Source organism: Micromonospora sp. NBC_00860 (assembly GCF_045207375.1).
Taxonomy (GTDB): Bacteria; Actinomycetota; Actinomycetes; order Mycobacteriales; family Micromonosporaceae; genus Micromonospora; species Micromonospora vinacea.
Window position 1 is genome coordinate 2,898,980 of sequence record NZ_CP108825.1, and the last position, 23,434, is coordinate 2,922,413.

Annotated in this window: 29 protein-coding genes and 3 pseudogenes; 20 read left to right on the forward strand and 12 right to left on the reverse strand. The window is 68.5% G+C overall.

Features of this window, described 5'->3' with window-relative positions:
- Nucleotides 1-18: 18 nt before the first annotated feature.
- The 3 genes and pseudogenes from OH804_RS13355 to OH804_RS13365 form a co-directional block, all read left to right on the forward strand.
- Nucleotides 19-720, forward strand: coding sequence for a DUF4396 domain-containing protein (locus tag OH804_RS13355; protein ID WP_406065408.1), 702 nt, complete (start codon nucleotides 19-21; stop codon nucleotides 718-720).
- A 183-nt stretch (nucleotides 721-903) separates the two neighbouring features.
- Nucleotides 904-3,549, forward strand: a complete 2,646-nt coding sequence (gene rph / locus OH804_RS13360) for a rifamycin-inactivating phosphotransferase (protein WP_406065410.1) — start codon at nucleotides 904-906, stop codon at nucleotides 3,547-3,549.
- A gap of 33 nt (nucleotides 3,550-3,582) precedes the next feature.
- A pseudogene (locus OH804_RS13365) lies at nucleotides 3,583-3,903 on the forward strand (serine hydrolase); the annotation flags it as partial.
- 4 nt (nucleotides 3,904-3,907) lie between these two features.
- On the opposite strand, the gene OH804_RS13370 reads toward OH804_RS13365, so the two are convergent.
- The gene (locus OH804_RS13370; protein ID WP_406065412.1) at nucleotides 3,908-4,588 is read right to left on the reverse strand and encodes a dihydrofolate reductase family protein; all 681 of its coding nucleotides are present in this window, start codon (nucleotides 4,586-4,588) and stop codon (nucleotides 3,908-3,910) included.
- Nucleotides 4,589-4,663: 75 nt separating this feature from the next.
- Here OH804_RS13370 and OH804_RS13375 point away from each other — a divergent pair, with 75 nt between their 5' ends.
- The 3 genes from OH804_RS13375 (at nucleotide 4,664) to OH804_RS13385 (ending at nucleotide 6,374) form a co-directional block, all read left to right on the forward strand.
- A complete protein-coding gene (locus OH804_RS13375; protein WP_196922801.1) occupies nucleotides 4,664-5,338 on the forward strand; it encodes a helix-turn-helix domain-containing protein in 675 nt (224 codons plus the stop codon).
- Between the two features lie 115 nt (nucleotides 5,339-5,453).
- Nucleotides 5,454-5,711: a hypothetical protein gene (locus OH804_RS13380; protein ID WP_196922800.1), complete on the forward strand. Its 258-nt coding sequence runs from the start codon at nucleotides 5,454-5,456 to the stop codon at nucleotides 5,709-5,711.
- 33 nt (nucleotides 5,712-5,744) lie between these two features.
- Nucleotides 5,745-6,374 carry a VOC family protein gene (locus tag OH804_RS13385; protein ID WP_406065414.1) on the forward strand — a complete coding sequence of 210 codons (630 nt, stop codon included), beginning with the start codon at nucleotides 5,745-5,747 and terminating at the stop codon, nucleotides 6,372-6,374.
- Between the two features lie 22 nt (nucleotides 6,375-6,396).
- Here OH804_RS13385 and OH804_RS13390 read toward each other — a convergent pair whose 3' ends face one another.
- On the reverse strand, nucleotides 6,397-6,864 hold the full coding sequence (locus OH804_RS13390; RefSeq protein WP_406065416.1) for a DUF3592 domain-containing protein: 468 nt from the start codon (nucleotides 6,862-6,864) through the stop codon (nucleotides 6,397-6,399).
- Nucleotides 6,865-6,915: 51 nt separating this feature from the next.
- Between OH804_RS13390 and OH804_RS13395 the strand changes: the two genes are divergently transcribed.
- Nucleotides 6,916-7,302, forward strand: coding sequence for a hypothetical protein (locus OH804_RS13395; protein ID WP_406065418.1), 387 nt, complete (start codon nucleotides 6,916-6,918; stop codon nucleotides 7,300-7,302).
- A gap of 68 nt (nucleotides 7,303-7,370) precedes the next feature.
- Here the strand turns inward: OH804_RS13395 and OH804_RS13400 are convergent, their stop codons facing one another.
- Entirely contained in the window at nucleotides 7,371-8,285 is a 915-nt protein-coding gene (locus OH804_RS13400) for an SDR family NAD(P)-dependent oxidoreductase (protein WP_406065420.1), read from the reverse strand.
- 101 nt (nucleotides 8,286-8,386) lie between these two features.
- Here OH804_RS13400 and OH804_RS13405 point away from each other — a divergent pair, with 101 nt between their 5' ends.
- From OH804_RS13405 to OH804_RS13415, 3 genes are all read left to right on the forward strand, one after another.
- Nucleotides 8,387-9,052: a TetR/AcrR family transcriptional regulator gene (locus tag OH804_RS13405; protein ID WP_196922795.1), complete on the forward strand. Its 666-nt coding sequence runs from the start codon at nucleotides 8,387-8,389 to the stop codon at nucleotides 9,050-9,052.
- Between the two features lie 176 nt (nucleotides 9,053-9,228).
- Nucleotides 9,229-9,414 carry a hypothetical protein gene (locus OH804_RS13410; RefSeq protein ID WP_406065422.1) on the forward strand — a complete coding sequence of 62 codons (186 nt, stop codon included), beginning with the start codon at nucleotides 9,229-9,231 and terminating at the stop codon, nucleotides 9,412-9,414.
- 308 nt (nucleotides 9,415-9,722) lie between these two features.
- Nucleotides 9,723-10,607, forward strand: coding sequence for a S41 family peptidase (locus tag OH804_RS13415; protein ID WP_196922793.1), 885 nt, complete (start codon nucleotides 9,723-9,725; stop codon nucleotides 10,605-10,607).
- A 174-nt stretch (nucleotides 10,608-10,781) separates the two neighbouring features.
- Here OH804_RS13415 and OH804_RS13420 read toward each other — a convergent pair whose 3' ends face one another.
- Nucleotides 10,782-11,114, reverse strand: coding sequence for a hypothetical protein (locus tag OH804_RS13420; protein WP_196922792.1), 333 nt, complete (start codon nucleotides 11,112-11,114; stop codon nucleotides 10,782-10,784).
- A 116-nt stretch (nucleotides 11,115-11,230) separates the two neighbouring features.
- Between OH804_RS13420 and OH804_RS13425 the strand changes: the two genes are divergently transcribed.
- The 3 genes from OH804_RS13425 to OH804_RS13435 are packed head-to-tail and all read left to right on the forward strand — an operon-like array spanning nucleotide 11,231 to nucleotide 12,299.
- A complete protein-coding gene (locus tag OH804_RS13425) occupies nucleotides 11,231-11,608 on the forward strand; it encodes a DUF2089 domain-containing protein (RefSeq protein ID WP_196922791.1) in 378 nt (125 codons plus the stop codon).
- Entirely contained in the window at nucleotides 11,608-11,865 is a 258-nt protein-coding gene (locus OH804_RS13430; protein ID WP_196922790.1) for a hypothetical protein, read from the forward strand. Before OH804_RS13425 ends, OH804_RS13430 begins: the two co-directional genes overlap by 1 nt.
- Before the next feature lie 11 nt (nucleotides 11,866-11,876).
- Nucleotides 11,877-12,299, forward strand: coding sequence for an SHOCT-like domain-containing protein (locus OH804_RS13435; RefSeq protein ID WP_196922789.1), 423 nt, complete (start codon nucleotides 11,877-11,879; stop codon nucleotides 12,297-12,299).
- A gap of 228 nt (nucleotides 12,300-12,527) precedes the next feature.
- On the opposite strand, the gene OH804_RS13440 is transcribed toward OH804_RS13435, so the two are convergent.
- The gene (locus tag OH804_RS13440; protein ID WP_196922788.1) at nucleotides 12,528-12,869 is read right to left on the reverse strand and encodes a GlsB/YeaQ/YmgE family stress response membrane protein; all 342 of its coding nucleotides are present in this window, start codon (nucleotides 12,867-12,869) and stop codon (nucleotides 12,528-12,530) included.
- A 309-nt stretch (nucleotides 12,870-13,178) separates the two neighbouring features.
- Between OH804_RS13440 and OH804_RS13445 the strand changes: the two genes are divergently transcribed.
- A complete protein-coding gene (locus OH804_RS13445) occupies nucleotides 13,179-13,733 on the forward strand; it encodes a hypothetical protein (RefSeq protein WP_406065427.1) in 555 nt (184 codons plus the stop codon).
- A gap of 62 nt (nucleotides 13,734-13,795) precedes the next feature.
- On the opposite strand, the gene OH804_RS13450 is transcribed toward OH804_RS13445, so the two are convergent.
- Complete coding sequence (locus OH804_RS13450) at nucleotides 13,796-14,305, reverse strand: DUF523 domain-containing protein (RefSeq protein ID WP_196922787.1); 510 nt, start codon at nucleotides 14,303-14,305, stop codon at nucleotides 13,796-13,798.
- A 148-nt stretch (nucleotides 14,306-14,453) separates the two neighbouring features.
- On the opposite strand from OH804_RS13450, the pseudogene OH804_RS13455 reads away from it, so the two are divergent.
- From OH804_RS13455 to OH804_RS13465, 3 genes and pseudogenes are all read left to right on the forward strand, one after another.
- Nucleotides 14,454-14,603 (forward strand): annotated as a pseudogene (locus OH804_RS13455) (VOC family protein); the annotation flags it as partial.
- 333 nt (nucleotides 14,604-14,936) lie between these two features.
- On the forward strand, nucleotides 14,937-15,404 hold the full coding sequence (locus OH804_RS13460) for a peptidase inhibitor family I36 protein (protein ID WP_196922786.1): 468 nt from the start codon (nucleotides 14,937-14,939) through the stop codon (nucleotides 15,402-15,404).
- A 209-nt stretch (nucleotides 15,405-15,613) separates the two neighbouring features.
- Nucleotides 15,614-16,354, forward strand: a complete 741-nt coding sequence (locus tag OH804_RS13465) for a hypothetical protein (RefSeq protein ID WP_406065429.1) — start codon at nucleotides 15,614-15,616, stop codon at nucleotides 16,352-16,354.
- Between the two features lie 28 nt (nucleotides 16,355-16,382).
- Here the strand turns inward: OH804_RS13465 and OH804_RS13470 are convergent, their stop codons facing one another.
- The 5 genes from OH804_RS13470 to OH804_RS13490 all read right to left on the reverse strand — a co-directional run bounded on the left by OH804_RS13470 (nucleotide 16,383) and on the right by OH804_RS13490 (nucleotide 19,768).
- Nucleotides 16,383-16,862, reverse strand: coding sequence for a hypothetical protein (locus tag OH804_RS13470; RefSeq protein ID WP_196922784.1), 480 nt, complete (start codon nucleotides 16,860-16,862; stop codon nucleotides 16,383-16,385).
- Entirely contained in the window at nucleotides 16,787-17,626 is an 840-nt protein-coding gene (locus OH804_RS13475) for a helix-turn-helix domain-containing protein (protein ID WP_406065431.1), read from the reverse strand. The genes OH804_RS13470 and OH804_RS13475 overlap by 76 nt, the downstream gene beginning before the upstream one ends.
- Nucleotides 17,613-17,774: a hypothetical protein gene (locus OH804_RS13480; protein ID WP_406065433.1), complete on the reverse strand. Its 162-nt coding sequence runs from the start codon at nucleotides 17,772-17,774 to the stop codon at nucleotides 17,613-17,615. Before OH804_RS13480 ends, OH804_RS13475 begins: the two co-directional genes overlap by 14 nt.
- A 122-nt stretch (nucleotides 17,775-17,896) precedes the next feature.
- On the reverse strand, nucleotides 17,897-19,087 hold the full coding sequence (locus OH804_RS13485) for a helix-turn-helix domain-containing protein (protein ID WP_196924926.1): 1,191 nt from the start codon (nucleotides 19,085-19,087) through the stop codon (nucleotides 17,897-17,899).
- A gap of 102 nt (nucleotides 19,088-19,189) precedes the next feature.
- A complete protein-coding gene (locus OH804_RS13490) occupies nucleotides 19,190-19,768 on the reverse strand; it encodes a hypothetical protein (protein ID WP_196922783.1) in 579 nt (192 codons plus the stop codon).
- A 1,113-nt stretch (nucleotides 19,769-20,881) separates the two neighbouring features.
- On the opposite strand from OH804_RS13490, the gene OH804_RS13495 reads away from it, so the two are divergent.
- Nucleotides 20,882-21,673, forward strand: coding sequence for an SDR family NAD(P)-dependent oxidoreductase (locus OH804_RS13495; protein ID WP_196922782.1), 792 nt, complete (start codon nucleotides 20,882-20,884; stop codon nucleotides 21,671-21,673).
- Between the two features lie 152 nt (nucleotides 21,674-21,825).
- Here the strand turns inward: OH804_RS13495 and OH804_RS13500 are convergent, their stop codons facing one another.
- Nucleotides 21,826-22,017 carry a hypothetical protein gene (locus OH804_RS13500; protein WP_231392632.1) on the reverse strand — a complete coding sequence of 64 codons (192 nt, stop codon included), beginning with the start codon at nucleotides 22,015-22,017 and terminating at the stop codon, nucleotides 21,826-21,828.
- 193 nt (nucleotides 22,018-22,210) lie between these two features.
- On the opposite strand from OH804_RS13500, the gene OH804_RS13505 reads away from it, so the two are divergent.
- Together OH804_RS13505 and OH804_RS13510 are read left to right on the forward strand one after the other, a co-directional pair.
- Nucleotides 22,211-22,951 (forward strand): hypothetical protein, encoded by a 741-nt coding sequence (locus OH804_RS13505; RefSeq protein ID WP_196922781.1) that lies wholly within the window; start codon nucleotides 22,211-22,213, stop codon nucleotides 22,949-22,951.
- Nucleotides 22,952-23,094: 143 nt separating this feature from the next.
- Nucleotides 23,095-23,385 (forward strand): annotated as a pseudogene (locus OH804_RS13510) (transposase family protein); the annotation flags it as partial.
- Nucleotides 23,386-23,434: the final 49 nt, after the last annotated feature.

Sequence of the window (23,434 nt, forward strand, 5' to 3'; positions counted from 1 at the left end):
CGCGCGAAAGGGGCGGGGATGCAACCAACCTGGCTGGTGGCGCTCTCGTGGGCCTCGCTCGCGGTCGGGGTCGTCAGCTTCGCTGTCGTCCTCGCCGACACCTATCTTCGCGGACACCGGCAGCCGGTCCGGGTCATGGAGATCGTCTGGCTGGTGACAGTCCTCTACGTCGGCCCGGCCGCCGTGCGCCTCTACTGGAACTGGGGCAGACCCGAGGCGTTCTCGCGACGGCGGCAGGAGGGTCAACAGCAACGGCCCCGCCGGGGCATCGTCGTCACCCACGTGTCCCGCTGCGGCGCCCACTGCGCTCTCGGCTTCATCGTCGCCGAGGTCGCCCTGTACGCCGTGAGATTCGACCCGGCCGAGGACCCGATGTGGGTCGGCTACGCCGGCGACTATCTGATGGCGGTGACGATCGCCGTGCTCTTCCGGTACTTCGCCGGGCCGGGTCGCAGCCTGACGAAGGTCGGGCAGGCACTGTCGAGCGTCGGCAGGATCGAGCTGCTGACCATCACCGTGTTCGAGGTGGCGTTGTTCGCGTGGCTGACGCTCGCCCATCGCGTGGTCTTTCCGGAGCAACACCTGGGACCCGACAGCCCCACGTTCTGGTTCGCCGGTCAGCTCGGGCTGATAGCCGGCTTCATCGCGGCCTGGCCCACCGCCTCCTGGCAGCTCGGCCGAGCGCAGAAGATCGAACCGCGCCGACTCCCCTACGACTGAGCAGGGCCCGCTCGCCGGCTCGGCCGCCCCGACAAAAACAAGCGGCAAGGAGATCACTCTCCCTGCCACTTCTAACGTATACCGCACCTGGGGGCTTGCGGCAAGACCCCGGTCGTGGCGCAGAATCGGCGGCCGGACCAGCACAAACGAGGTGACGGGGGGCGCGACGTGGGTGTGTTGTCGATGGGTGAGGGCCGCGGCGACCGGGTACCGCTGTTGGATCTTCGAGAGGTCGACGAGACGCAGGTGTCGCTCGTCGGCGGTAAGGCCGCGCACCTGGGCGCGCTGTCGCGGATCGACGGCATCCGCGTGCCGGACGGGTTCTGCGTGACGACTGACGCCTTCCGACGGGTCCTGACGCGGACGCCGTCGATCGACGAACAACTCGATCAGCTGTCGCGCCTGAGCCCGGACGACCGGGAGGCGATTCGCACGCTCAGCGCGGAGATCCGCCGCAGCGTCGAGGGGACAGCGATTCCGGATGACCTGGCCGCCGCGATCACCGGCGCACTCGCCGCGTTTGGTGAGCAGGCCGCCTACGCCGTGCGGTCCAGCGCGACGGCGGAGGACACGCCCACGGCGTCCTTCGCCGGCCAGCAGGACACCTACCTGAACGTGGTGGGGCCGGAGGCCATCCTGCGGCACATCAGCAGGTGCTGGGCGTCGCTGTTCACCGAGCGGGCCGTCATCTACCGCCTGCGCAACGGCATCGACCACCGTACGGTTCAGATGGCTGTCGTCGTACAGCTGATGGTTTTTCCGGATGCCTCGGGCATCCTGTTCACGGCGGACCCGGTGACCGGCAACCGGACTGTCGCGACAGTGGACGCCAGCTTCGGCCTCGGCGAGGCCCTGGTGTCCGGCCTGGTGAACCCGGACGTCTTCACGGTGCGCGACGGCGAGGTCGTCGCCGGGACGGTCGCCACCAAGCAGCGCGCCGTCACCGCGCTGCCGGGCGGCGGCACACGGGAAGTGGCGATCGACAGGCAGCGACAGGAGCAGCCGGCACTGACGCAGGCGCAGGTGGTGCGGCTCGTGCGGCTCGGGCGACGGATCGAGACGCACTTCGGCAGCCCGCAGGACATCGAATGGTGCCTGGTCGACGACGACTTCCAGATCGTGCAGAGCCGGCCGATCACCACGCTGTTCCCCATCCCGGCGGCCGACGACCAGGAGAACCACGTCTACCTCTCGGTCGGTCACCAGCAGATGATGACCGACGCCATGCGGCCGCTGGGACTCTCCATGTGGCAGTTGACGGCGATGGCTCCGATGCTGGAGGCCGGCGGGAGGTTGTTCGTCGACGGCACCCGGCTGCTGGCCGCACCGGCCAGCCGCGCCAGGTTCCTGGAACTGGCGGGCAAGTCCGATCCGCTGATGCGGGACGCGCTGGAGACCCTGCTCGACCGCCAGGACTTCGTTCCGACGCTGCCGGACCAGCCCGGTCCGGGCAAGCCGACGACCGGCGGCCCGTCCGCCTCGACCGAGACCGACCCGGCCATCGTGACCGAGCTGATCGAGCGCAGCGAGGCGTCCATCGCCGTCCTGAGGCGCGACATCGCGCCGGTGACCGGTACGGCGCTGTTCGACTTCCTGCTGGAGGCCTTCCAGGAGCACAAGCGGGTCCTCGGTGATCCGCTGAACATGCAGGCGATCATGGCCGGCATGGAGGCCACCTGGTGGCTCAACGACCAGCTGCACGAGTGGCTGGGCGAGAAGAACGCCGCGGACACCCTCACCCTCTCCGCCCCCGGCAACGTCACGTCGGAGATGGGGCTGGCGCTGCTCGACGTCGCCGACGTGATCCGTCCCCATCCGGAGGTGGTGGCGTTCCTCCAGGGCGTCGCACACGAAAGCGTCGCGGACGACGGTGTGACGCACGACGACTTCCTCGACGAACTGCCGAAGGTAGCGGGCGGGGCCGAGGCGCGCGCCGCCATCGAGGCGTACCTCGACCGGTACGGCATGCGCTGCGTCGGCGAGATCGACATCACCCGGCCGCGGTGGAGCGAACGCCCCGGCACGTTGGTGCCCGTGCTCCTGGACAACGTCAGGCTCTTCGAGCCGGGCGCGGCCCGGCGGCGCTTCGAGCAGGGTCGGCAGCAGGCGCAGCAGCGGGCGCAGGAGGTGTTGACGCGCCTGCGGGCGCTGCCGGACGGGGAGCAGAAGGCCGACGAGACCGCGCGGATGATCAACCGGGTACGGAGCTTCACCGGCTACCGGGAGTACCCGAAGTACGACATCATCCGCCGCTACTTCGTCTACAAGCAGGCCCTGATGGCAGAGGCCGAGCGACTGGTGCACGCCGGCGTGCTCGCCGAGCGGGACGACGTCTTCTACCTCACGTTCCAGGAGTTCCACGAAGCCGTGCGCACGCACCGGGTGGACGACGAGCTGATCCGGCAGCGCCGGGACGCGTTCCGGTCGTACCAGGCGCTCACCCCGCCCCGGGTGCTGACCTCCGACGGCGAGGCCATCACCGGGGCGTACCGACGCGACGACGTGCCAGCCGGCGCCCTGGCCGGTGTGCCGGTGTCCGCCGGGACTGTCGAAGGGCGCGCCCGCGTCATCCTGGACATGGCGCAGGCCGACCTCGAAGCCGGCGACATCCTCGTCACGGCCCACACAGACCCCAGCTGGACGCCCCTGTTCGTCGGCATCGCCGGCCTGGTGACGGAGGTCGGCGGGTTGATGACCCACGGCGCGGTGATCGCGAGGGAGTATGGCCTGCCGGCTGTCGTCAGCGTGCTCGACGCCACCCGACTGATCCGCGACGGGCAACGGATCCGCGTGCACGGCAGCGACGGGTACGTCGAGATCCTGTCCTGACCGACGGCACCTCGGGAGGAACGACGATGGTGATCGCGTGCCCTGGCCGGCGACCTCCGGGCGTACACGGTGGGGGTTGCCCTGGAACCGGCGGACCGTGACGTGCTGCGCGGCTGGCTGCGGGGCAACACCACCGGCGCGGGGCTGGTCCGCGCCGGGGTGCCGGCCGGCTGGGTGGTCGGGGACAAGACCGGGACCGGCGGGTACGGCACCCGCAACGACATCGCGGTGATCTGGCCACCCGACCAGGCCCCGATCGTCCTCGCCGTGCTGTCCAGCCGGGGCAAGAAGGACGCCACCCCCGACGACACCCTCATCGCCCAGGCCACCCGGGTGGTCGTCGCCCAGCTGTGAGCAGCTAGGCGGGGTGGTACTTCAGGAGGACGACCCCGGAGGCGAAGGGTTCGGCGGACACCAACTCCAGTCGTGCCGGCGGCTGACCACCGTCGAACAGCGCCTTGCCCTGGCGAAGGAACACGGGATGCACCAGGAGGTGCAGCTCGTCGATGAGCCGCAGATCGGCGAGGGATCGGATCAGTGTGAGACTGCCGTAGACCACGATGTCGCCACCGGGCCCACGCTTGAGTTCGGCGATCTCGTCGGGGTCGAGGCGGGCGAGCCGGCGGGTGTTCGTCCAGGTGGCGATGTTTCCGGAGGCGGAGACGACGATCTTCTCCAGCGCGTCGAGTCGTTGGGCATACCCGCGTACGTCGTCCGGCTGGTCGGGGTTCTGGGCGGTCGACGGCCAGTGGCCGGCGAAGTCGGCGTGCGTGATCCGGCCCAGCATCAGGCTGCCCGCGTTGTCCACCAGCGCCCGCTCGTACTTCTGCAGGTGGTCGTCGACCAGCAGCCAGTCCATCTCGTCGTCGGGGCCGGCGACGAACCCGTCCACTGTGGTCCACATCGACACGACAATCTTGCGCAACGTCGTCCTCGCCCTCGTGGTGTGGTGAGCCCCGGGAACCCGGCCCAGGTGGGTCGCAGGCCCCGCCGCCAACGGGGCGTCCAGGAGCTTCACGTCACCTTGCGGCAGGCTCATGAGAACCACGCTAGGGGTCTAACTCCTAAAGAACAAGCGACACTCCTGAATTAGGATCCGGGTAGGGTGGACGCCATGAGCGGCATGCGTAGTTACGGGGATCCGTGCGGTGTCGCGCGTGGACTGGACATCATCGGCGAGCGGTGGGCGCTGCTGGTTGTACGCGACCTCCTGCTCGGCCCCCGGCGGTTCAACGACCTGCTCGGCGGCCTACCCGGAGTGAGCCCGAACGTGCTGAGCCAGCGGCTGCGCCAGTTGACCGAGCACGGCGTGGTGCGTCGGCGGGACCTTGGCCCGCCGACGCGGGTCCACCTCTACGAGCTCACCGAATGGGGTCGCGCCCTGGAGCCGATCCTCCTCCAGTTCGGGCGCTGGGGAAGCCAGTCCCCTCAGTCACCCGACGGCGCTCTCGGCATCGACTCCCTGCTGCTCAGCATCAAGGCCGCCTTCGACCCGGCGCGAGCCTCGGCACTCGCCGGCAGCTACGCGTTCCACATCGACTCCGACACGTACGTCGCCGACGTCGCCGACGAGACGGTGCAGCTCCGGCGCGACACGGCGTCCGACCCTGACGCGGCGCTCACGACCGACCTCGGCACCCTCCGGGCCGTCTGTGGCCAGGAGATCACCATGGCGGCGGCGGTGGAGTCGGGCGCGCTGCGGTTGAGCGGCGACGAGGACGCCAGGCGGCGCCTCATCGATCTGCTCCTTGCCCCGTTCACCCCCGCACCCCAGCCCGCCACACCCTGACGCCCACCCGCCCGGGCCACCACGCCTCGCCGTCCAACCGTCTCGGCCGGTCGATCATGGAGTCGTGGTGGGCCACAAAAGCGGCGGTCCACTGCCAAACCGGCACCACAACTCCATGATCGACAGAGCGCGGTCGCCCGCGACGGCCCAACGCCGATCCGATCGCTTCCCTGGCGTCGAGGTGACCGCGCCGGACATGACCGAGGAGGAGGCGGTCGCCGCAGGAATGCCGGAGTGGGCCGGCATCTCCCACGAGCAGATGCACGTGGCCGGGCAACCCGCCCGCCTCGGGTACGCGCGCGCTCTCGGCATTCCGCTCACCACGTTCGCCGAGTGGGCGCGCGAACACCTGCCCGAGCCGTCGCGGCACTGAGGGCGCAACACCACCGATGTTAGGTTCGCTGCCATGACTGCGCAGATCAGGGCCGCTGATTTCCACGCGGCCGACGGTGTCGAGGACTGGCGCTGCCTCTACCACCTGGTCTCGGCCTCTTTCCCGACCGGCTCACTGGCCAAGGGCATCGCGCTCGTCGACGAGATCGGCCGGCTCGCCGACGAGGCCCAGCAGCAACACCTCAGCGTCGACCTGCGCGACACCGGCGTCACCGTGAGCCTGACCCGGCGCGACATCGCGTTGGCCCGGCGCATCTCGGCCGCCGCCAAGGAGCTGGACATCCCCGCCGACCCGACCGCCGTCCAACTCATCAACATCACCCTCGACGCACTCGCCGGCGCGGACGTGCTGCCGTTCTGGCAGGCGCTGCTCGGCTACCGGCAGATCGGCGACGACTACCTGTTCGACCCGTCGCGCCGCGGCCCGGGCTTCGGTCTGCAACCGATGGACGAGGCGCGCCCACAACGCAACCACATGCACCTCGACATAGCCGTCCCCCACGATCAGGCGGAGGCTCGCATCGCCGCCGCCCTGGCCGCCGGCGGCCACCTGGTCTCCGACGCCCACGCACCCAAGTGGTGGGTCCTGGCCGACGCCGAGGGCAACGAGGCGTGCGTCGCCACCTGGGTCGGCCGCGACTAGCAGAATCTTGAGGCGGCCCGACCTACGCCCGGGCGGTCACCTGCCGTCGGCGGCGCCGTTTGAGAAGCTCGTGGATGACGCCCCACAGCCCGACGATCGCGAGCGCTATTCCGCCGAGCGCGGGCAGAAACTCCGCCCCGCCTCGGGACACCCACAGCCGGCCCTGCTCCGGGGCATCCGGCGAGTAGAGGACCGTGACGGAGTCACCGTCACGGTAGAGGGAGCCGCTGCTGGTGACCATCTCACTGAGGACGACCTGCCGTCCATCGGGTACGGCGTACTGGAATTCGTAGTACGTCCCCTGGCGGTTCGCGCGTAACGGCGTCTCAGATGAGCTGATCAGCCTGGCGGTCGTGTAGACCTCCCCCGGCCAACCTCGACCATCCCAAATGACGGTGACGCCGATACCGGTCACCAGGATTCCGCACATGACTGCCGTCAGTGCAGCCCTCAACGCCGAGACACCTGTGGGGTTGCGGTACTCAGCCATGGCCGAGAGGATATCCGTGGCCTGCAAAGGGATTGTGGCACCATCGCTCCGGTGAACGTTCGTCGTCTGGCGGCCGTCGACATGTACGGCAGCCGAGGAACCACCCGCCGACGGTGGATCATTCTGGCCGAATTCCTCGTCGGCGTGGTTGTCATGGTGACGTGGGGCAGCTGGCTGCTGTCGTCGTCGAACGACCTCGGCGGCCGGGCGTTCGGCCTGTGGCTGACCGGCGCAGGTCTCAACTACGCACCGCTGTCCGCGTACGCGCTCATGCTGATGCGACGCGGTGCCCTCGACGCCGAACTGACCGGCGTCGACATCAACCGGGAACTGCGCCGCTACACCGTGCTTCAGCTCTGGGTCTTCGTGCCGCTCTCGCTCGTCGTCTTCACCGTCCGCGACACAATGGCCCGGCGGAACAACTCCTTGACCCCCTGACCGCCGCCGGGCCGCCGCCTGTGAGTTCCTTGGCCGCGCCCCGGCCACGTGCCGGCCCTGTGGCGCGGTCACGCCGCGACGGCTGCCCGAACCAGCGGGAACCGCACGCCGGTGAGGTCTTCCGAGACGGCCCAGAGACGTTGCTGCACGCTGACGTCGTAGGAGTCGGGGCTGGACGCGACCAGCTTCGGGTAGCCGCGCGACTCGGCCAGGCCGTCGGGGCCGTAGTACTGCCCGCCGAGGACGGACGGGTCGGTGGCGGCCCGCAGGGTGGGCAGCGCGCCCGCCGTCGCGGGCTGGGTGATCGCCGGGGCGAGCCAGGTGAGCGGTCGGCGGACGACCGCCGGGACGTTGCGGGGCAGTTCGGTGTTGGAGATGCCGGGGTGTGCGGCCACCGCGACGGTGGTGCCGTGCGCGGCGAGCCGACGCTGCAACTCGTAGGTGAACATCAGGTTGGCGAGCTTCGACTGGCCGTAGGCGGCGACCCGGCCGTAGGAACGTTCCCATTGCAGGTCGTCGAAGTGGATGGCGGCACGGATGCGGTGGCCGTTGCTGCTGACCGTGACCACCCGGGAGCCGGGCACGGGCAGCAGCAGGTCGAGCAGCAGGCCGGTGAGCGCGAAGTGGCCCAGGTGGTTGGTGCCGAACTGCAGCTCGAAGCCGTCGCGGGTGGTCCGCCTCGGGGTGTACATCACGCCGGCGTTGTTGATCAGCAGGTCGATCCGCGGGTGGCTGGCGCGCAGGCCGGCCGCGGCGGCGCGCACCGATTCCAGCGAGGCCAGATCCAGTTCCCGTACGGAGACGTCGCCGTTGATCCGGGCGGCGGCCAGCCTGCCCTTCTCCGTGTCGCGCACGGCCAGCACGACCGATGCCCCGCGCTCGGCGAGCCGCCGGGCCGTCTCGAAGCCCAGCCCGGTGTTGGCGCCGGTGACCACTGCCACCCGGCCGTCCTGGCGCGGAATCTGCTGCTCGGTCCAGTTCATCTCAGGCTCCCTTAGGTACCGCCGGTAACTTATGCTGAAACGGTAAGGTACCGGCGGTACGCTGTCAAGGGACCGCCGGTACCTAAGCTAGGGTTGGCGTCATGACGTTCCAGCGGGCGCGCAGCGAGGAGCAGCGTGCGGTCCGGCGCCGGGCAATCCTGGAGACGACCTCGGCGATGCTCGACGAGATGCCGGTGGCCGAGGTGACCCTGAACGAGCTGAGCCGGCGGGTCGGTCTGGCCAAGACGGCCGTGCTGCGCTATTTCGAGTCCCGCGAGGCGATCCTGCTCGACCTGCTGGACGACCGGACGACGACCTGGCTGGCCGAGCTGGAGCAGGAGCTGGCCCACGGCGTCGACCTGAGCGGGTCCGCGCTGGAACGGGCGGAGCAGGTGGCAGACGTGCTCAGCCGGTCGCTCGCCGCCCAGACGGTGCTCTGCGATCTCTTCGGCGCGCAGGGCGGGGTGCTCGAGCACAACGTCTCGGTCGAGGTGGCCCGCCGGCACAAGCGGGCCGCACTGGGCAAGCTCGCGGTGATGGCCAGCCTCGTCCGGCGGCACCTGCCCGAGGTCGGCGACAACGCCGAACTGTTCTGCCTGAACACCTTGATCATGGGTGGCGCGCTGTCCGCCTACACGTCGCCGCCACCGAGCCTGCTCGCCGTCTACGAGTCCGAGCCGGCGCTCGCGGTCCACCATGTCGACCTGCGGTCAGCCCTGCGACTCGCGATCATCACGTCGCTCGTGGGCATGCTGCCGCGCTCCTGAGCCAGAACTCGCTCGTCGCCGCTCGAATCACTCCCGCACCTGCTGCTGCCAAAGCGAGGGGTGGTCGTTGCCGGCTTCGTACCGTCGGCACGGTGACGCGACGTCGGAGGTTTGGCCGACGAGAACTTCGAGCACAACAAGAGGGTCAGGTGGGAGTCCCCGAAGGAGTGAGGCCAGTGAAGCGACGGACTCTCGGCATACTCCTCATGGTCTTGGGCACCATCATCGGGTACATGCTCGCCAGCACCGTCGGCGAGCGCAATCCGGACGCATTCGTGGGCACATCCGCCGTGATCATCATCCTGGTTCTGGCTGCCGTGCTCGTGCACCTGCTGCGTCGCCGGCGGCAGCAGCGGGATTGAGGAAGCCGCGGAAGTTCGCAGGGGGAGGTTCACGATGCTGCGTCGTCAAGCAACAGGTGCGCTGGTCGTACTCGCATTCTTCGTGTTGATCGCCGCAGTGCAGTTCGCCTGGCCGGAGGTGCAACCAGCCCTTCGGTACCTGGCCGGCGGATTGATCGCGGTTGGGTTGCTCCTCGTGGCCGTGGGCTTCGTGCGGAGAGAACGACGGCGACGCGCTGACACCTGACAGCGCGGCCACACCTCGTGGCACCTGGGTCAGTGCGAAACCCGGTGGCCATAAGGCTGTTTGCGGTCTACCGTGGCCCGCCGTGCTCTCAAACGAACAGATAATCGGGCAGGCCCTGGACCGGATCGAGGCGGGGTACGTCTTTCCTGAGAAGGTCGCGGACATCGACGCCGCGATCCGGCGCCGTCTCGTGGCAGGCGAGTACGACAACCTGGACGGGCCGGCGCTCTGCGAGACGGTGACCGCTCACCTTCAGAAGGTGTGCCCGGACAAGCATCTGCGGCTGCTGTGGTCGGACCAGCCGCAGTCGCTGGATCCAGCGGACGAAGACGGCGGGCGGGCCGCCTTCCTCGCGCTGCTCAGGGCGGAGAACCAGGGGATTCGCCGGGTCGAGCACCTGGACGGCAACGTCGGGCTCATCGACGTGCGGCGCATCGCGTACGCCGACGAAGGCGCCGCCGCGATCGGCGCGGCCATGCAACTGGTCGCCCTCAGCTCAGCGCTCATCCTGGACCTGCGCGCCTGCTCCGGCGGAACACCGGAGGGAGCCGCGATGTGGTGCAGCTACTTCTTCCGCGACGACCAGGTGCACCTCAACGACTTCTACGAGCGGTCCACCGGCGCCACCCGCCAGTTCTGGACGACAGCGCACCTGCCCGCGCCCCGCTACGCGGACCGCCCGGTCCACGTGCTCACCAGCGCGATGACGTTCTCCGGGGGCGAGGATGTGGCGTACACCCTTCAGGCGCACGGCCGGGCGGTCGTCGTCGGTGAGACGACGCGTGGCGGCGCGCATCCGACGGCCCGCCACCCGGTCACCGAACACATCCTCGTGACCGTGCCGACCGCGCGCACCATCAACAGCGTCACCGGCACCAACTGGGAGGGCGTCGGAGTGATCCCCGACGTACCCGTGCCGGCAGACCAGGCACTCGACACGGCCCTCAAGGCCATCCTGGGCGCATAGGCGCGGCTGCGTCGGCGGCAAATGATCGACTCGGGTTTCGTGAAGTCGGGGTGTCTACGGAGCCGAGACACCCCGACTTCCGTGAAGGCGAGTGGATCGTGCCGACCGCCGGCGAGGCGCAGCGCGAACCCGCGGTCGGGCAGCCTAATCGTCCCCGACGAGCGGCGTTGAGTGTCAGCTTGGCGGCGGCGGACACTCCAGGACCGCTATCGAGTTTCCGGCGAACAGCGCCAGGTGCGGGTGCCCGGAGAAGATCTGGACCGCCTCGTCGTGCGAGCCCGCTTCCACAATGGTGTAGGCGATCAGGGAATCGGTGAAGTCCTCGACACCGCGCGCCGTGACCAGCTTCTTTGCGTACAGGGGAGCGCCGGGGTCGACGATGGCCTTCTCGTTGGCCTGCGCCCACGACGCCCACGCGTCCATGAACTCGGTCTGCTGCTGTTCGGTGAGGTCGGCCTTGTCGGCCTCGTCAGCCGCGCCGTTGAAGAGCGCCAGGAACCTGCCCATCCCCGCATCATACCGACGGCCTGCTCCTGCCACCGAGCCATGATCACGAGAGCGCATCTTAAGAAAATTAAGGTCCAGCTCTTGGAAGTTAAAGATTTCTGAGTTACACATTACATATGACAGAACAGGCGATGGACTGGCAGGAACTCACCAGCCTGACGCGGGGGCAGCCGTTCGTCGTCGAGCGGGTGCGCCTGGCGAGCAACGGCGTCGCGATCGAGGGCGAGTTCGAGCCACCGCAACTGGCTCAGCTCAACGTCGATGATCAGGTCTTCGTCACGGCGTTCGTGCGCTGCCACGGTTCGATCAAGGAGATGGAACGCATCTTCGGGGTGAGCTACCCGACGATCAAGTCCCGGCTCAACCGGATCACGCAGATGCTCGACTTCGTCGAGACCGACCCGGCGCCCTCGCGAGCCGACGTCATCGACCGGTTGCGCCGCGGTGAGATCACCGCACAGCAGGCGTTGGCCGAGTTGGACGGCCGGCCGTGATGCCGCAGTTGGTGACCGTCAAGGTCAACCGCCCGGACCGCCGGCCCATCCGCGTCTGGGTTCCGGTGCTCCCTGTGGCGCTTCTGCTCTTCCCGGTCGTGGTCCTGGTCGTGTTGGCGGCGATCGTGGCCTGCGTCGTGTTCCGCATCGGTGTGGTGCGGGCACTCGGCGCCGTTTGGCGTGTCATCTCGGCGCTGCCCGGCGCCCGCTTCGACATCGAGCACTGCCGCACGGCCGTGCTCGTGGCTATCCGATAGGAGAGGTTCGAATGACCGAACAACGCAAGGACATCCTCGACATGCTGGCCGCCGGCAAAATCACCGCCGACGAGGCGGAGCAGCTCATCGCCGCACTCGAACGGGACCAGGCACCGGCGACGGCGAGTCACGACGCCCGGCCGAAGGGCAAGGTGAAGTACCTGCGGGTGCTGGTGGACGCCACCGACAACGGCGAGCCGTCGCGGGTCAACGTACGGGTGCCACTGCAACTGCTGCGCGCCGGCGTACGGCTGGCGGCGCTGGTCCCGCCGCAGGCCCTGGCCAAGGCCAATGCCTCACTCAGCGACTCGGGTGTGCCGATCGACCTGACGCAGCTCAAGCCCGAGCAGTTGGAGGCGCTCGTGGAGCACCTCGACGAGATGACAGTGGAGGTGGATTCACCCGATGCCACAGTGCGGGTCTTCTGCGAGTAGGCGCCGTCTGATGGGGCGGGCCCTCGAGAGGGTGCGGGAACACCCTCCCGAGGCTGCGCCCGCCGCAGCAGAGCACAGGAACTGCCAACCGGAAGTTTAGCCACTCACCAGCAAACCAGCGGAGGGACCACTCGGACGGGTGGTCCCTCCGCTGGCATCCCGGACAGGTCGGCTGGGACAGCCGACGACAGGGCAGCGCACGTTGCGGCCCCCGGGGGGCTCGCTCGTTCAGCCCTTGGCCTGGCTGCGGCGGACCCGCCGACGGGGCTTCTCGTCGCCGCCGGCAAGCCGGGTGAAGGTGAGCATGTTCGCCAGCGCCACGGCGATGATCGCGACGCCGACCTGGATCGCGAGCACGACCCAGTCCCAGCGCAGCACCCACACCTTCACGCCGGCTCCGTCGTCGATATCAAGCGCCCTGGCGACCACGGTGCCCAGCACCGCCGAGCCGACGCCGATGACGAACGTGGCGAAGAAACCGATCCGCTGCCTCCCCGGCAGGATGAGTCGGCCGAGCAGGCCGACGAGAGCACCGATGAGCACCGCGCCGAGATAACCAGTTACCAGCATTGCCGAATCTCCCCTCCAGCAGTGCCCAGGTACATGCCCGAACCTCACGTTCCCGGAAACCCCGCTCGATCGCGGTCTGGTTCAGGGCTTGCGGGCGGCTGGTCGCTGGCGCAGGGTAAGCGCGCACAGCACGCCTCTGATCAGGGCCGCGGACATGTCCCCTCGGTCCACTACGCTGGCGGATCTATCCCACGTGACCGAAGGACGCACATGGCCCGCCCCTACAGTCCCGGACCGAAGCAGTTCGTCTTCGCCGTCGGTGATGGCAACGATCAACACGTCTCCGTGGGCGACCCGCAGGAGGCCTACGTGGCGTTCTCCGCGTTCTTCCAGGGTCGAGAGTCTGACACCTACACCATCACTGACGAAGCGGCGAGGCAGAGTCTGGTACTCATGCCCCGTCTGGGTGTGATCTCCCGGATCAAGGATGCGGACCAACCTCGGTCGGAACACCTCCGGGTCGAGAGGGCCAACCGCTACCTTCCGAGCGCGATGCTGTTCTTCGAGAACGGATATGCCGGCCTCGACCACTTCGGTCAGTGGTTCTCCGACCTCTCCGACCTCGACGCGTCGCCGGAGACCCGCGGTGCCGCCCGCGCCGCCACGTTCACGACGGAAGCAGCGGCGATCGAAGAAGTCGGACGGATCTGGGCAGATTCCGGCATCGTCGACCCGAGCGACAAGTACTACGTCTTCTTCGACTCGCATGATGTCGACGATGACCGGGCCGAACGAGCCGAACTTCTCCAACTGATCGAGTTCCTCGGGCTCGAACGGGTCGACGCCCCGGCTGGGGCCGTCGGGGGCGAAGTCTGGGTGCGTACCGACCCACGCCTCGACGTCGAATGTGCACGGTGGTCGTGAAAGATGAGAGACATCTTCCGGACCTGTGGCCGACTTACCGACCGCTGACGGCGCTGGGCTCGCTACCCGGTGCAGCGCTCTGACTTCTCCAGGTCAGCGAGCATCGCTGCGGCTTGCGCAAGCTGCCCTTCGTGGAACACCGGTATGCCGTGACGTAGCAGTTCCTCTGCGGCTACTCCCCGTCCGGGCACGGTACGCCCGGTGAACGAGCCGTCATAGATCACGCTACTGCCGCAGGTTGGGCTGCCGTCGACAAGGATCGCGAGCGCGACGCCTGCCTCCACCGCCCGATCCAGTGCTCGTCGAGCGGCGAGCCTAAACAGGTTGGTGACGTCTGCGCCGGTGGCTTCTTCAACCCGCGCGGAACCCGCGAGAACGTCCCCCGCAGTCCCCCCTACTATCTCGGCGGGCGGGCGAGGAATCGGGAATCCCACCGCGACCTCCGGACAGAACCGCACGAGGCGTCCTTCGGCCGACCAGCGGTCCCAGATCAGCGAGTTCACCGGCACATATGTCGCGTTGTAACGCAGCGCCCGCCCCTGCAAGCATCCGCTGACAAGCACCTTCAGCACGGGCCGAACCGTAGCACCGGGCCGACACGATTGACGGAGAAGCTGACCCAGGAGCAGCATCCGCCACGGCCTGGCGGAGATGGCTGACCGACACCGCAGCGTCCAAACCAAGACCAGACGCGAGAATCTGCCGCAATCCATGCGACCTGTCGCGCACGATCAGGCAGAGGCTCGCATCGCCGCCGCCCTGGCCCTCGGCGGCAACCTGGTCTCCGACGCGCACGCACCCATGTGGTGGGTCCTGGCCGACGCCGAGGGCAACGAGGCGTGCGTCGCCACCTGGGTCGGCCGCGCATAGCAGGACGGCGACCTTTCATCTCGTGAGCCCGACCAGCGTGGCGAGTCGCGCCACGCCGGCCGGCGCCGGCTGCGCGCGGGCAACTTCGGCGATCACGGTACGCGCCAACGGCCGCCCACCGACCACCCCCGCGCGGACGCACCTGGGCGCCCCTCACCAAACCCGGGCGGACCCTCAGCGGCAACCCGGGAACGCGGGACAGGGTCGAGATTCGAACTGGTTCGAATGTCTCGGCTGCGCCGCTATCCCCGAGGTTGACTGACGCCGTCCACACCGGTGCCACCAGCACAACCACTCAGCTCCGGCGGAAAGATCCCCCAGCTAAGGAGACTCATGAAGCGACAAATCCTGGCGTTCTTCGGTGCGTTGGCGCTGGCGGCCGGCGGGCTCCTGGCCGTGGCCAGCCCGGCCCAGGCGGCGACGTCGCGCAACGGCGTGTGCGAGAGCGGCGAACTGTGCATGTGGCAGAACAACGACCTGCGCGCCGGTCGCTACGACACCCTCTCGACCACTGCGAACTTTCGGCAATGGTCGTTCGTGGCTGCCTGCACCTCGGACTGCTCGCTGCACGACAACGTCAGCTCGTTGCGCAACTACGACCCGGTGAACCCGGTCCGCCTCTTCGAGCACGAGAACTACCAGGGCCTCTACTTCTGGCGCCAGAAGGCAAACAGCGGCCAGTCCGACGAGGCCCTGAACCTGACGCTGGACCGGGACCAGAACGGGAACGACTGGAACGACCGATTCGACTCGTTCTGCTTTGTCTGGGCCGGCCAACCGCAAACCCGCTGCCGCCCCTAGGACCGCATCGAGGGGCTCGCGTCGGCCGTGAGGTAGCGGGCGACGCGGGCCCCTCCACCCTGAGCGAGGTCTTCATGCCCACAATCCATAGGCAATTCGCGGCCCTGGTGCTGGCCTGTCTGACCGTCGGTGCCGGGGCCGCCTGTGACTCGAGCGGGCCCGCGCGGCGGGCCGCAGGGCCAGCACCGGTGGCGACCACGAGCCTTCCGTTGGACCGACTGTTTCCGTCCGGGGATGAGGACCTGCTTCTCCAGCGGGCCGAGGCGAAACTTGTCGTGGCCTGCATGCGCCGGCTCGGCATCTCCTACCGGCCGCCGGATCCGCACCACACCGACCCGGCTGCCACACGCGACGGGTTGTACGGGCTGGTCAAGCACGACCAGGCGCAGCGCCTCGGTTACCACGCCGCACCCGGCGGTGAGGCGGCTGAGGACAAGCCTCCACCGCCTCCGGAAAGGACGGCGCTGGCACTGACCGGCACCCGGTTCGGCACCGACGGACCCGAGCCGGCCGGCGGCCGGATCCCTGAGGGCGGCTGCCTCGGCGAGGCGAGCCGGCGCCTGACCGAAGGCGCGCCACCGGTCGGCGAATCGCTCCTGTACGACATGGCCCTCCGAGCCGGCCAACAGGCAGAACAGGACAGTCGCGTTCAGGCCGCCTTCCGGGCCTGGTCGACGTGCATGGCTGACAAGGGGTTCACCTACGCCGACCCCTGGCAGGCCAATGACGACCCGAAGTGGAGCACCGACCATCCCAGCGACGTGGAGCGCCGGACCGCGGTAGCCGACGTCGCGTGCAAGGACAGCACGGATCTCGTGACGATCTGGCAAGCCGCGATGGTGGAGCACCAACAGCGCACGATCGCGACCCGCTCCGCCGACATCGAACGCTACGAGCAGGCCAAGAGCGCCCGGCTCGCCAACGGCCGACGCGTGCTGGCGACGAGGTGAGACAAGCCGCAACCAACAGGTAGGTCGGTCAGCGGGTGAGGCCGACCAGGTTGGCCAGTCGCGCCACACCGGCCGGCGCCGGCTGCGCGCGGGCAACATCGGCGATCACGGTACGCGCCAACGGCCGGCACCGGACCTCAGCCGGCGCGACGCTGTCCGCGTCCACGACTGCGCGGGCAGCGCCGCGCACGTCACCCACCTGGAGGTACGCCCGCGCGACATCCACCAGATACGCGCCCCGGTACTCGGCCGGCAACCGCCGCCACGCCTCCCGCCGCACAATCACCGGATGTCGCCGCACCGCCTCAACGGCGTCACCCCGTGAGGCCGCCACCAGCACCCGCGCCAGCTCGACGGCGATCGGCCCGAAGCTGGTGTGGTGCTGATCGTCGTACCCCCGAAGGTTGGCGGCGACGGCCGCGGCCCGGTCGGTCAGCTCGTCGGCGCGGCGGCTCTCGCCGCAACCGACGGCGGCCAGGGCAGCCTGGAGCAGCAGCGTCCCACCCACGGCCCACTCCCCCCCGACCGATGCGGTGCGACCCTGCCTCCGCCCCGGTGATCATGAGGTTGACGGTGGCTTTGATCTTCATGAAGTCCGTCAACCTCATGATCACGGGGGTGGGCTGGTGTGGGGGTGATGCGGTTGGCGGCGGTTAGGGCCGCTGTTAGGGCCAGGTGGTCGCGGCTGGAGGCGCGGAGCGCCTGGGCTACCGAGATGGTCGCCGTTGCGGCCAGGATCGGGTCGTCGCCAGCGGCGGACATCGCCCGGTCGGCGGCCAGCCAGCCGAGGTCGGCCTCGCCGAGCTTCACCAGCAGCGACGAGGTGATCCGGTACGCCTGCACCAGCGACTCTTGTGATCGCGTCGCCTGGGCGGCGTCGAGCAGACCCGGCAACACCCGCACCAACTGCCCGTAGTGCGCGTGCTGGTAGCTCAACCAGGCGTACCCGACCTGCCTTCTCAGCTCGTCCGTCTCCTGTGGGGCTTGCGAGGTGTCGTAGCAGGCGAGCGCGGCTCGGATGTCGTCCACCCCGTCCAGAGGGCCGGCCGGCGTTGGCCGCTGCTGGCCGAGCAGCACCTCCGGGTCGACCCGCAGAACGTGGGCCAACTCCTGGATCACCGAGTACCGGTCCAGGGCGCGCACGCCGCGCTCCACCTTGTCCACCCAGCTCTTCGACCTGCGTAGCCGGTCGGCGAGCATCTGCTGGGTCATCGACCGCCGGACCCGCCAGCGGGCGACGCGGCGGCCGATCGGGACGTCATCGTTGGTCACGCCGCCACCGCCGGTCCGGGACCGCACGGGTCGTGTCGTTTACGGGTACGCGGTCCGCCTCGGCCTGGGCCAGGAGGCGCTGCTTGGCAGCCTCCCGCTCGGCCGCTTCACCGTTGTTGTCCAGAACGGTGTCGTCCAGACCGCTCATCCCCGCCTCCTCCGGTAGAGGCCGGACGGCTCGCTATCAACCACTGCCGCACCAGGCCGTCGGGACTCCCACGTCCCAAACCGGACAGTAGAGCGGATTGGTGATGGCGTGATTACTGGCAGTTATGCGGCCAGGTTGATGCCGATGCGGCCGGCGAGCAGGCGCAGCTCGTCGGGGATGGCTCGACGTTGCGCGCGCTGGGCCAGGGTCACCAGGGCATCGCGGGCGAGGGGGTTGATCGCGAACGGGATCGGTGCGGCTCGCTCGGCCTGCACGAATGCGGCGAGGGCTTCGACGTCCCGACGACCGCCGTCCGCCAGGGCGCGACCGAGGTCGAGCCAGTAGGACTGCTGGCGGATTGACGCTGCGAGCACCTGCGGTCGGACCGTCCGAGACAGCTCGATGACCCGGCCCGACTCGCCCTGCTCGGCGGCGATGGACATCTCCCACAGCCCGACATTGGTTGGTCCGAACCCGCAGCCGTTGAAGCCCGCACCATCGGCCGGATCCCCGAGGGTCGCCGCTTCGCGAGCCGCCTCTGCAAGGTGGTCGCGCGCGACGTCCAGGCGTCCACTCACCGCCGAGGTCAGCGCCGCCGAGAGGTGGAGCTGCCCGAGCATCTGTCGCACCCGCTCATCGGCGGCGTCAGCTTGCAGCTCGATCAGTGACCGGTCGGCGGCGCGGGCCGCGACCGGTGCTGATTCGATCGGCAGACTCTGCGCATAGGCAAAGCGCGAGGCCGCGATCCATGCCGGATCTTCGGTGTCGTCAGCGACCGCCCCGGAAAACCGGGCGGCGTTGAGGGCCAAATGGCGGTAGCCGAGGTTCCGCAGGCAGGTGGCGGCCTGGTAGGCGACCTGGACGAGCACGGTGCCGCCTACGGCGGCGGCTTCTAGCAGGAGGCTGGGCAGCATGCGAGCCATCGCCGGATAGTTGCAGGAGGTGCGAAGCTGCTCGGCGCGCGCGACCTCGCGCGCCAGGTGGTCCTTGGTGAAGGTCGACGGGCGGCGCTCGCCGTCCTCGATCTCGATTAGGGCTGACCAGATCGCCGGAACACACTCGGCGGCGCTCTCACGGGCCGGATCACCGGACTCGGTGCCCTGGCCCAGCAGGTCGGCCACGGTGACCTGAAGCGCGGCGGCGAGAGTGACGAGAGTGGAGCGACGATCGATGGTCTTCCGGCCCGACTCGACCTGCGAGATGTAGGACTGGGTGACACCGGCGAGCCCGGCGAGGACGGCCTGGGTCATGCCACCCCGGCGCATCCGCCAGTAACGGATCCTGGCACCGATGGTGTCCGGCTTCGTCACCATGCCTTCGCCAACCCCCAGGTAGAGGACCAGGACAGCGGCCACACCCTGCTGCCCCCGCACCTCGGACGGTACACCGAGAGTGTGTACGAGTGGCGGCAGCCACTACAGATATTGGCTTGGCTCGGTTTGCGCATCGTTATTTATCGAAGATTCCGCATCATCCCTTTCGTGCGAAGGAAGTTCAATCTGATGACGGGGGGACCCTTCGAACCACGCCTCCTGCCGCTCGTTGCCATATATCGATTCATACTGCACATGAATCCTGATCCGCTGGGTCACCGCCGTCCAAAATTCGGCATCTCTCGCTGGCTGGTAGTCCTCTACCGCAAGGATCATCAGTTCCTGGCCAACCGGGATGGGCTTACCTGGGCGAAGGGTTGAGAAGTTTGGCCAGACCGCGAACGTGCCGCGCAGTGGATCGACAACCTGCTTCTCCCACGGCCCGACTTCATCGCCGTCGAGATACAGCGTAGTTACCCGAATGATAGCCGGGCCAAGGCCGGCATTTCGGATTCGAATGCCGGCCAGGCCGCTATTCAACCGGAGGCAGTCCAGGCTCAACAATGGACGAATCGATTGGAAGTTGTGCCTTCGGCTTGCTCTTGCCTCCGTAATCGAAACCACAAGTGAAGCGACGGCGATCACAGTTGCGCAGATGGCAGTAACCGAATTCGCGTCCACAGCTCTCCTCGTCCAACGGTGAGTCGGGCATGCCATCGATCAGGAGGCACCGTCCTCCAAGCTACGTCGCTCGGGCAACCGGAAACGGTCGCGTTGTCAGTTCGCGGTCGGCCAGCTACCGGGACCAAAGTCCGGTGCGGCATGCAATACCCTTCACACGATCCGACCTTGACGTCACACCTCCACGATCGCCGCAGTCTCCGATCGACCGCCGCTCCCGCCAGCGCGCCACCCGACGGACCGCCCATCCCCGCCTCCTCCGGTAGAGGCCCAGCTGCTCAGGAGCGACCGTTGCCGCGTCGACTATCAGGACGCGTTCACGTTCCAAACCGGACAGTAGGACGAGATGACGATGTCGTGATTACCGGCAGTTATGCAGCCAGGTTGATGCCGATGCGGCCGGCGAGCAGGCGCAACTCGTCGGGAATGGCTCGGCGCTAGGCACGCTGGGCCAAGGTCACCACGGCATCGCGGGCGAGGGGAGTGCACCATCACCCCTCCGGTCATCGGCCAGCACAACACAGCCTGATCCAGCGACGAGCCGCCCGCGCAATCCTCGTACCCTCGCTCGCCTTCCGCTTCTAGCCGCGATCCGCGCGCATCCCCCTCCACGCGATTCGACATCAACGTCACACCGCCACGAATCGCCGGTCCCGGGCAGAGGCGCGTAACGCCGGGGCTACCGAGATGGTTGCCGCTGCCGCCAGGATCGGGTCGCCGCCGGCAGCGGCCAGTCGCCCGGGTGGCGCCCAGCGATGAACGATCCGGCCAAACCGCCGTCGTTCACAACGGCACCGACCCACAATTTGGAGTGCGGAGGCGGTATCCGCAGCCGCCGTGCGGAGCGCCCGGTTGCGGGTGGGTCAACACCACGGCTCGGTACGGCAGACCCAGGAACCCCCGAGGCGGGACTTTCGTCGCAGTCAGATCAATCGGCCGTGGCCGCACGTACCAACGGTCCGACCACACCAGCGTCAGCCACTGACGCCGTGCTCATCAGATGCTCATCAGATGCTCATCGGTCTGCGGCAAGGTCGAGAGGAACGCCTGCCGACGTTGGGCAGGTGCACCGTTCTGGCACCAGTCGGCGACCACTCACTAGGAGAACAGCACGTGGACCTGCAGCTCAGCGGCAAGACCGCATTCATCAGCGGATCCAGTCAAGGCATCGGTTACGCAACCGCGAAGGCCCTGGCCGGCGAGGGTGTCAACGTGGTCCTCAACGGCCGCGACCCGGAAAAGCTGGCCGAGGCTGTCGACGTGTTGCGTCGGGAGACGCCCCGCGTATCCGTCACTGGTATCCAAGCCGACTTCTCCGTTGCCGATGACGTCGACAGGCTGTGCGACGAACTGCCCACCGTTGACATTCTCATCAACAACGTCGGGCTCTTTGAGCTCAAACCTTTCGACCTCATTTCCGACGAGGACTGGCGGCTCTACTTCGAGGTGAACGTGCTCAGCGGGGTCCGGCTTGCGCGGCACCTCATGCCGGCAATGCTCGATCGGGGGTGGGGCCGGATCGTGTTCGTGAGCAGCGAGTCGGGCGTCAACATTCCCGCCGACATGCTTCACTACGGCACGTCCAAGACGGCGATGCTCGCAGTGGGCAACGGCCTGGCGAAGCTTACGAAGGGCACTGCGGTGACCGTCAACTCGGTGCTGGGCGGCCCCACATATTCCGCCGGCGTCGCCGAAACGGTCAGGTCGCTGGCTGATGCTCAATCCCTCCTCGAGGACGACCTGAAAGTGGCGATCATCGGCGCCAACCAGACCTCCCTACTGGGACGCTTCATCGAACCAGATGAGATCGCAAACACCGTGACCTTCCTCGCCAGTCCCGCCGCATCGGCAATCAACGGATCGGCGGTACGCGTCGATGGAGGTGTGCTGACAACGATTCTGTGAGTCCGCGGGGCGGCGAAGCTGCTTCCGTCGCCGGTCGAGCAGGACCCGGGCTGCGGTCCTGACCGCGATGCCGGGCACCGGGGTCAGGACCGCGCATCATGACGCTTCGGCGTAGCCACGCACCATCGTCCTGCGCCGGAGCAGCCGGCCAGTCAGCGGGTGAGGCCGACCAACGTCGCCAGTCGCGCCACGCCGGCCGGCGCCGGCTGCGCGCGAGCAACCTCGGCGATCACGGTACGCGCCAACGGCCGGCACCGAACCTCAGCCGGCGCGACACTGTCTGCGTCCACCAGGGCGCGGGCAGCCCCGCGCAGGTCACCAACCTGGAGGTACGCCCGCGCCACGTCAACGAGATACGCGCGAGGATGGCCTGTTTCTCGGCGGGGATGGCGGGGCGAAGGTCTGTGTCGTGCCATTGATCGCGATGGTCGCCGAGCCCAGCGGCCGCGGCTGCTTGACAACGTTGCGGATCGCCAGCTGAGTCGGCAACCGAGACCTCGCCGCCGACGCTGGTGACTCTCTGCAAGGATGGTGGCCGTGGTGAGCTTCCACGCCCGGTACGTGTCCGGTGATCCCGACGACGTATGGCGCAACCTGCGCGGTCTTGGCCTACGGGTCTTCGACGCCCCGTACCGCGAGGACGCCGAGGCGGTGGCGCGCGAGTTCGCCGACCGTGCCCGCAGGAACGTCGAGACGCTCGTTGAGCGGCTGCAGGCGCGGGGCTTCCGTGCGGAGGAGAACGACGACGAGGGGACGCCGTGTCGCGCCCACGTTCCCCCGTCGCCGGGCGCGCCCGCGCTGGCCGACTGGCTGGAGGTGACGTTCGCGCCGTTCCCGATGACGATCAGCGCGTGGATCCGGCAGGTGGGCGATGTGTGGCTCGTCGGGGAATTGCCGGGTTGGCCGGCCAGCGTGCTCGCGGACCCGTTGGTGGTGCAGCTCGAGTGGGCCGAGCGGGGCGGCTCGCGCTCCTACTACGAGGCCGAGCAGGCCGCGTACCTCAGGGACACCGCGCGCCGGGACGCCGGCATCCCGTTCCAGCTCGACTACGCGCCCGACGAGCTCCACAAGGCGAACATCAGCGGCGACGCGCCCTACGGCATCGACCTGCCCGGCCCCGGAATCGACGGGAAGGTGGGGCCCGCGATCTGGTTCGTCGACGATCTCAACACTGCGTTCGCGGCCGGCGGCTTTCCCGGTGCGTTGTGGGACGAGGGCTACCAGGAGCCGCCCGCCGGATTGCGTGAGTCGCTCGCCGCGGGGCTGCTGCGGCTCTGAGGCCGCCAGACGGCTGGCCGGTCAGACCCAGTTGACTCATTTCGGTTAGTGCGTGAAAACAGCCCCACCTGCAGGCATCACCGCAGACGGAGCCCGCCACGTGGTACGCGAACCTGGCTTCCTTCTACGCCGCCGCTGCGGCCCTCGCGGCCGGTTTCGAGGTCGGCGTCGCCACCGCTTGGCGCGACGCCCAAGAGGCGGTAGCCCTGCTCAACTCGCCAACCGACGACCTGGACACCCCGATGCGGCGCATCCGGCTGCTGGCGCGCGGTGCTGGACAGGACGCTGATTTCGATCGACCGGATCACGAGCAGAAGCCGTACTACAGCAGCAAGCACACACGCCACGGCGTGAACGTGCAGGTCATCGCGGACGCAGCCGGCCGGCTCGTGCGGGCATCACCGGCACTGCCCGGTTCGGAAAACGACCTGACGAATCATGCGCATCCTGTTCCGCAGATCGGTCAAGCCGTGGCGACTGCTT

Coding starts and splice junctions, on each gene's coding strand:
- OH804_RS13355 (WP_406065408.1), top strand. CDS start 19: ATGCAACCAACCTGGCTGGTGGCGCTCTCGTGGGCCTCGCTCGCGGTC.
- rph (WP_406065410.1), top strand. CDS start 904: ATGGGTGAGGGCCGCGGCGACCGGGTACCGCTGTTGGATCTTCGAGAG.
- OH804_RS13370 (WP_406065412.1), bottom strand. CDS start 4,588: ATGAGCCTGCCGCAAGGTGACGTGAAGCTCCTGGACGCCCCGTTGGCG.
- OH804_RS13375 (WP_196922801.1), top strand. CDS start 4,664: ATGAGCGGCATGCGTAGTTACGGGGATCCGTGCGGTGTCGCGCGTGGA.
- OH804_RS13380 (WP_196922800.1), top strand. CDS start 5,454: ATGATCGACAGAGCGCGGTCGCCCGCGACGGCCCAACGCCGATCCGAT.
- OH804_RS13385 (WP_406065414.1), top strand. CDS start 5,745: ATGACTGCGCAGATCAGGGCCGCTGATTTCCACGCGGCCGACGGTGTC.
- OH804_RS13390 (WP_406065416.1), bottom strand. CDS start 6,864: ATGGCTGAGTACCGCAACCCCACAGGTGTCTCGGCGTTGAGGGCTGCA.
- OH804_RS13400 (WP_406065420.1), bottom strand. CDS start 8,285: ATGAACTGGACCGAGCAGCAGATTCCGCGCCAGGACGGCCGGGTGGCA.
- OH804_RS13405 (WP_196922795.1), top strand. CDS start 8,387: ATGACGTTCCAGCGGGCGCGCAGCGAGGAGCAGCGTGCGGTCCGGCGC.
- OH804_RS13420 (WP_196922792.1), bottom strand. CDS start 11,114: ATGGGCAGGTTCCTGGCGCTCTTCAACGGCGCGGCTGACGAGGCCGAC.
- OH804_RS13425 (WP_196922791.1), top strand. CDS start 11,231: ATGACAGAACAGGCGATGGACTGGCAGGAACTCACCAGCCTGACGCGG.
- OH804_RS13430 (WP_196922790.1), top strand. CDS start 11,608: ATGCCGCAGTTGGTGACCGTCAAGGTCAACCGCCCGGACCGCCGGCCC.
- OH804_RS13435 (WP_196922789.1), top strand. CDS start 11,877: ATGACCGAACAACGCAAGGACATCCTCGACATGCTGGCCGCCGGCAAA.
- OH804_RS13440 (WP_196922788.1), bottom strand. CDS start 12,869: ATGCTGGTAACTGGTTATCTCGGCGCGGTGCTCATCGGTGCTCTCGTC.
- OH804_RS13460 (WP_196922786.1), top strand. CDS start 14,937: ATGAAGCGACAAATCCTGGCGTTCTTCGGTGCGTTGGCGCTGGCGGCC.
- OH804_RS13480 (WP_406065433.1), bottom strand. CDS start 17,774: ATGAGCGGTCTGGACGACACCGTTCTGGACAACAACGGTGAAGCGGCC.
- OH804_RS13485 (WP_196924926.1), bottom strand. CDS start 19,087: ATGGTGACGAAGCCGGACACCATCGGTGCCAGGATCCGTTACTGGCGG.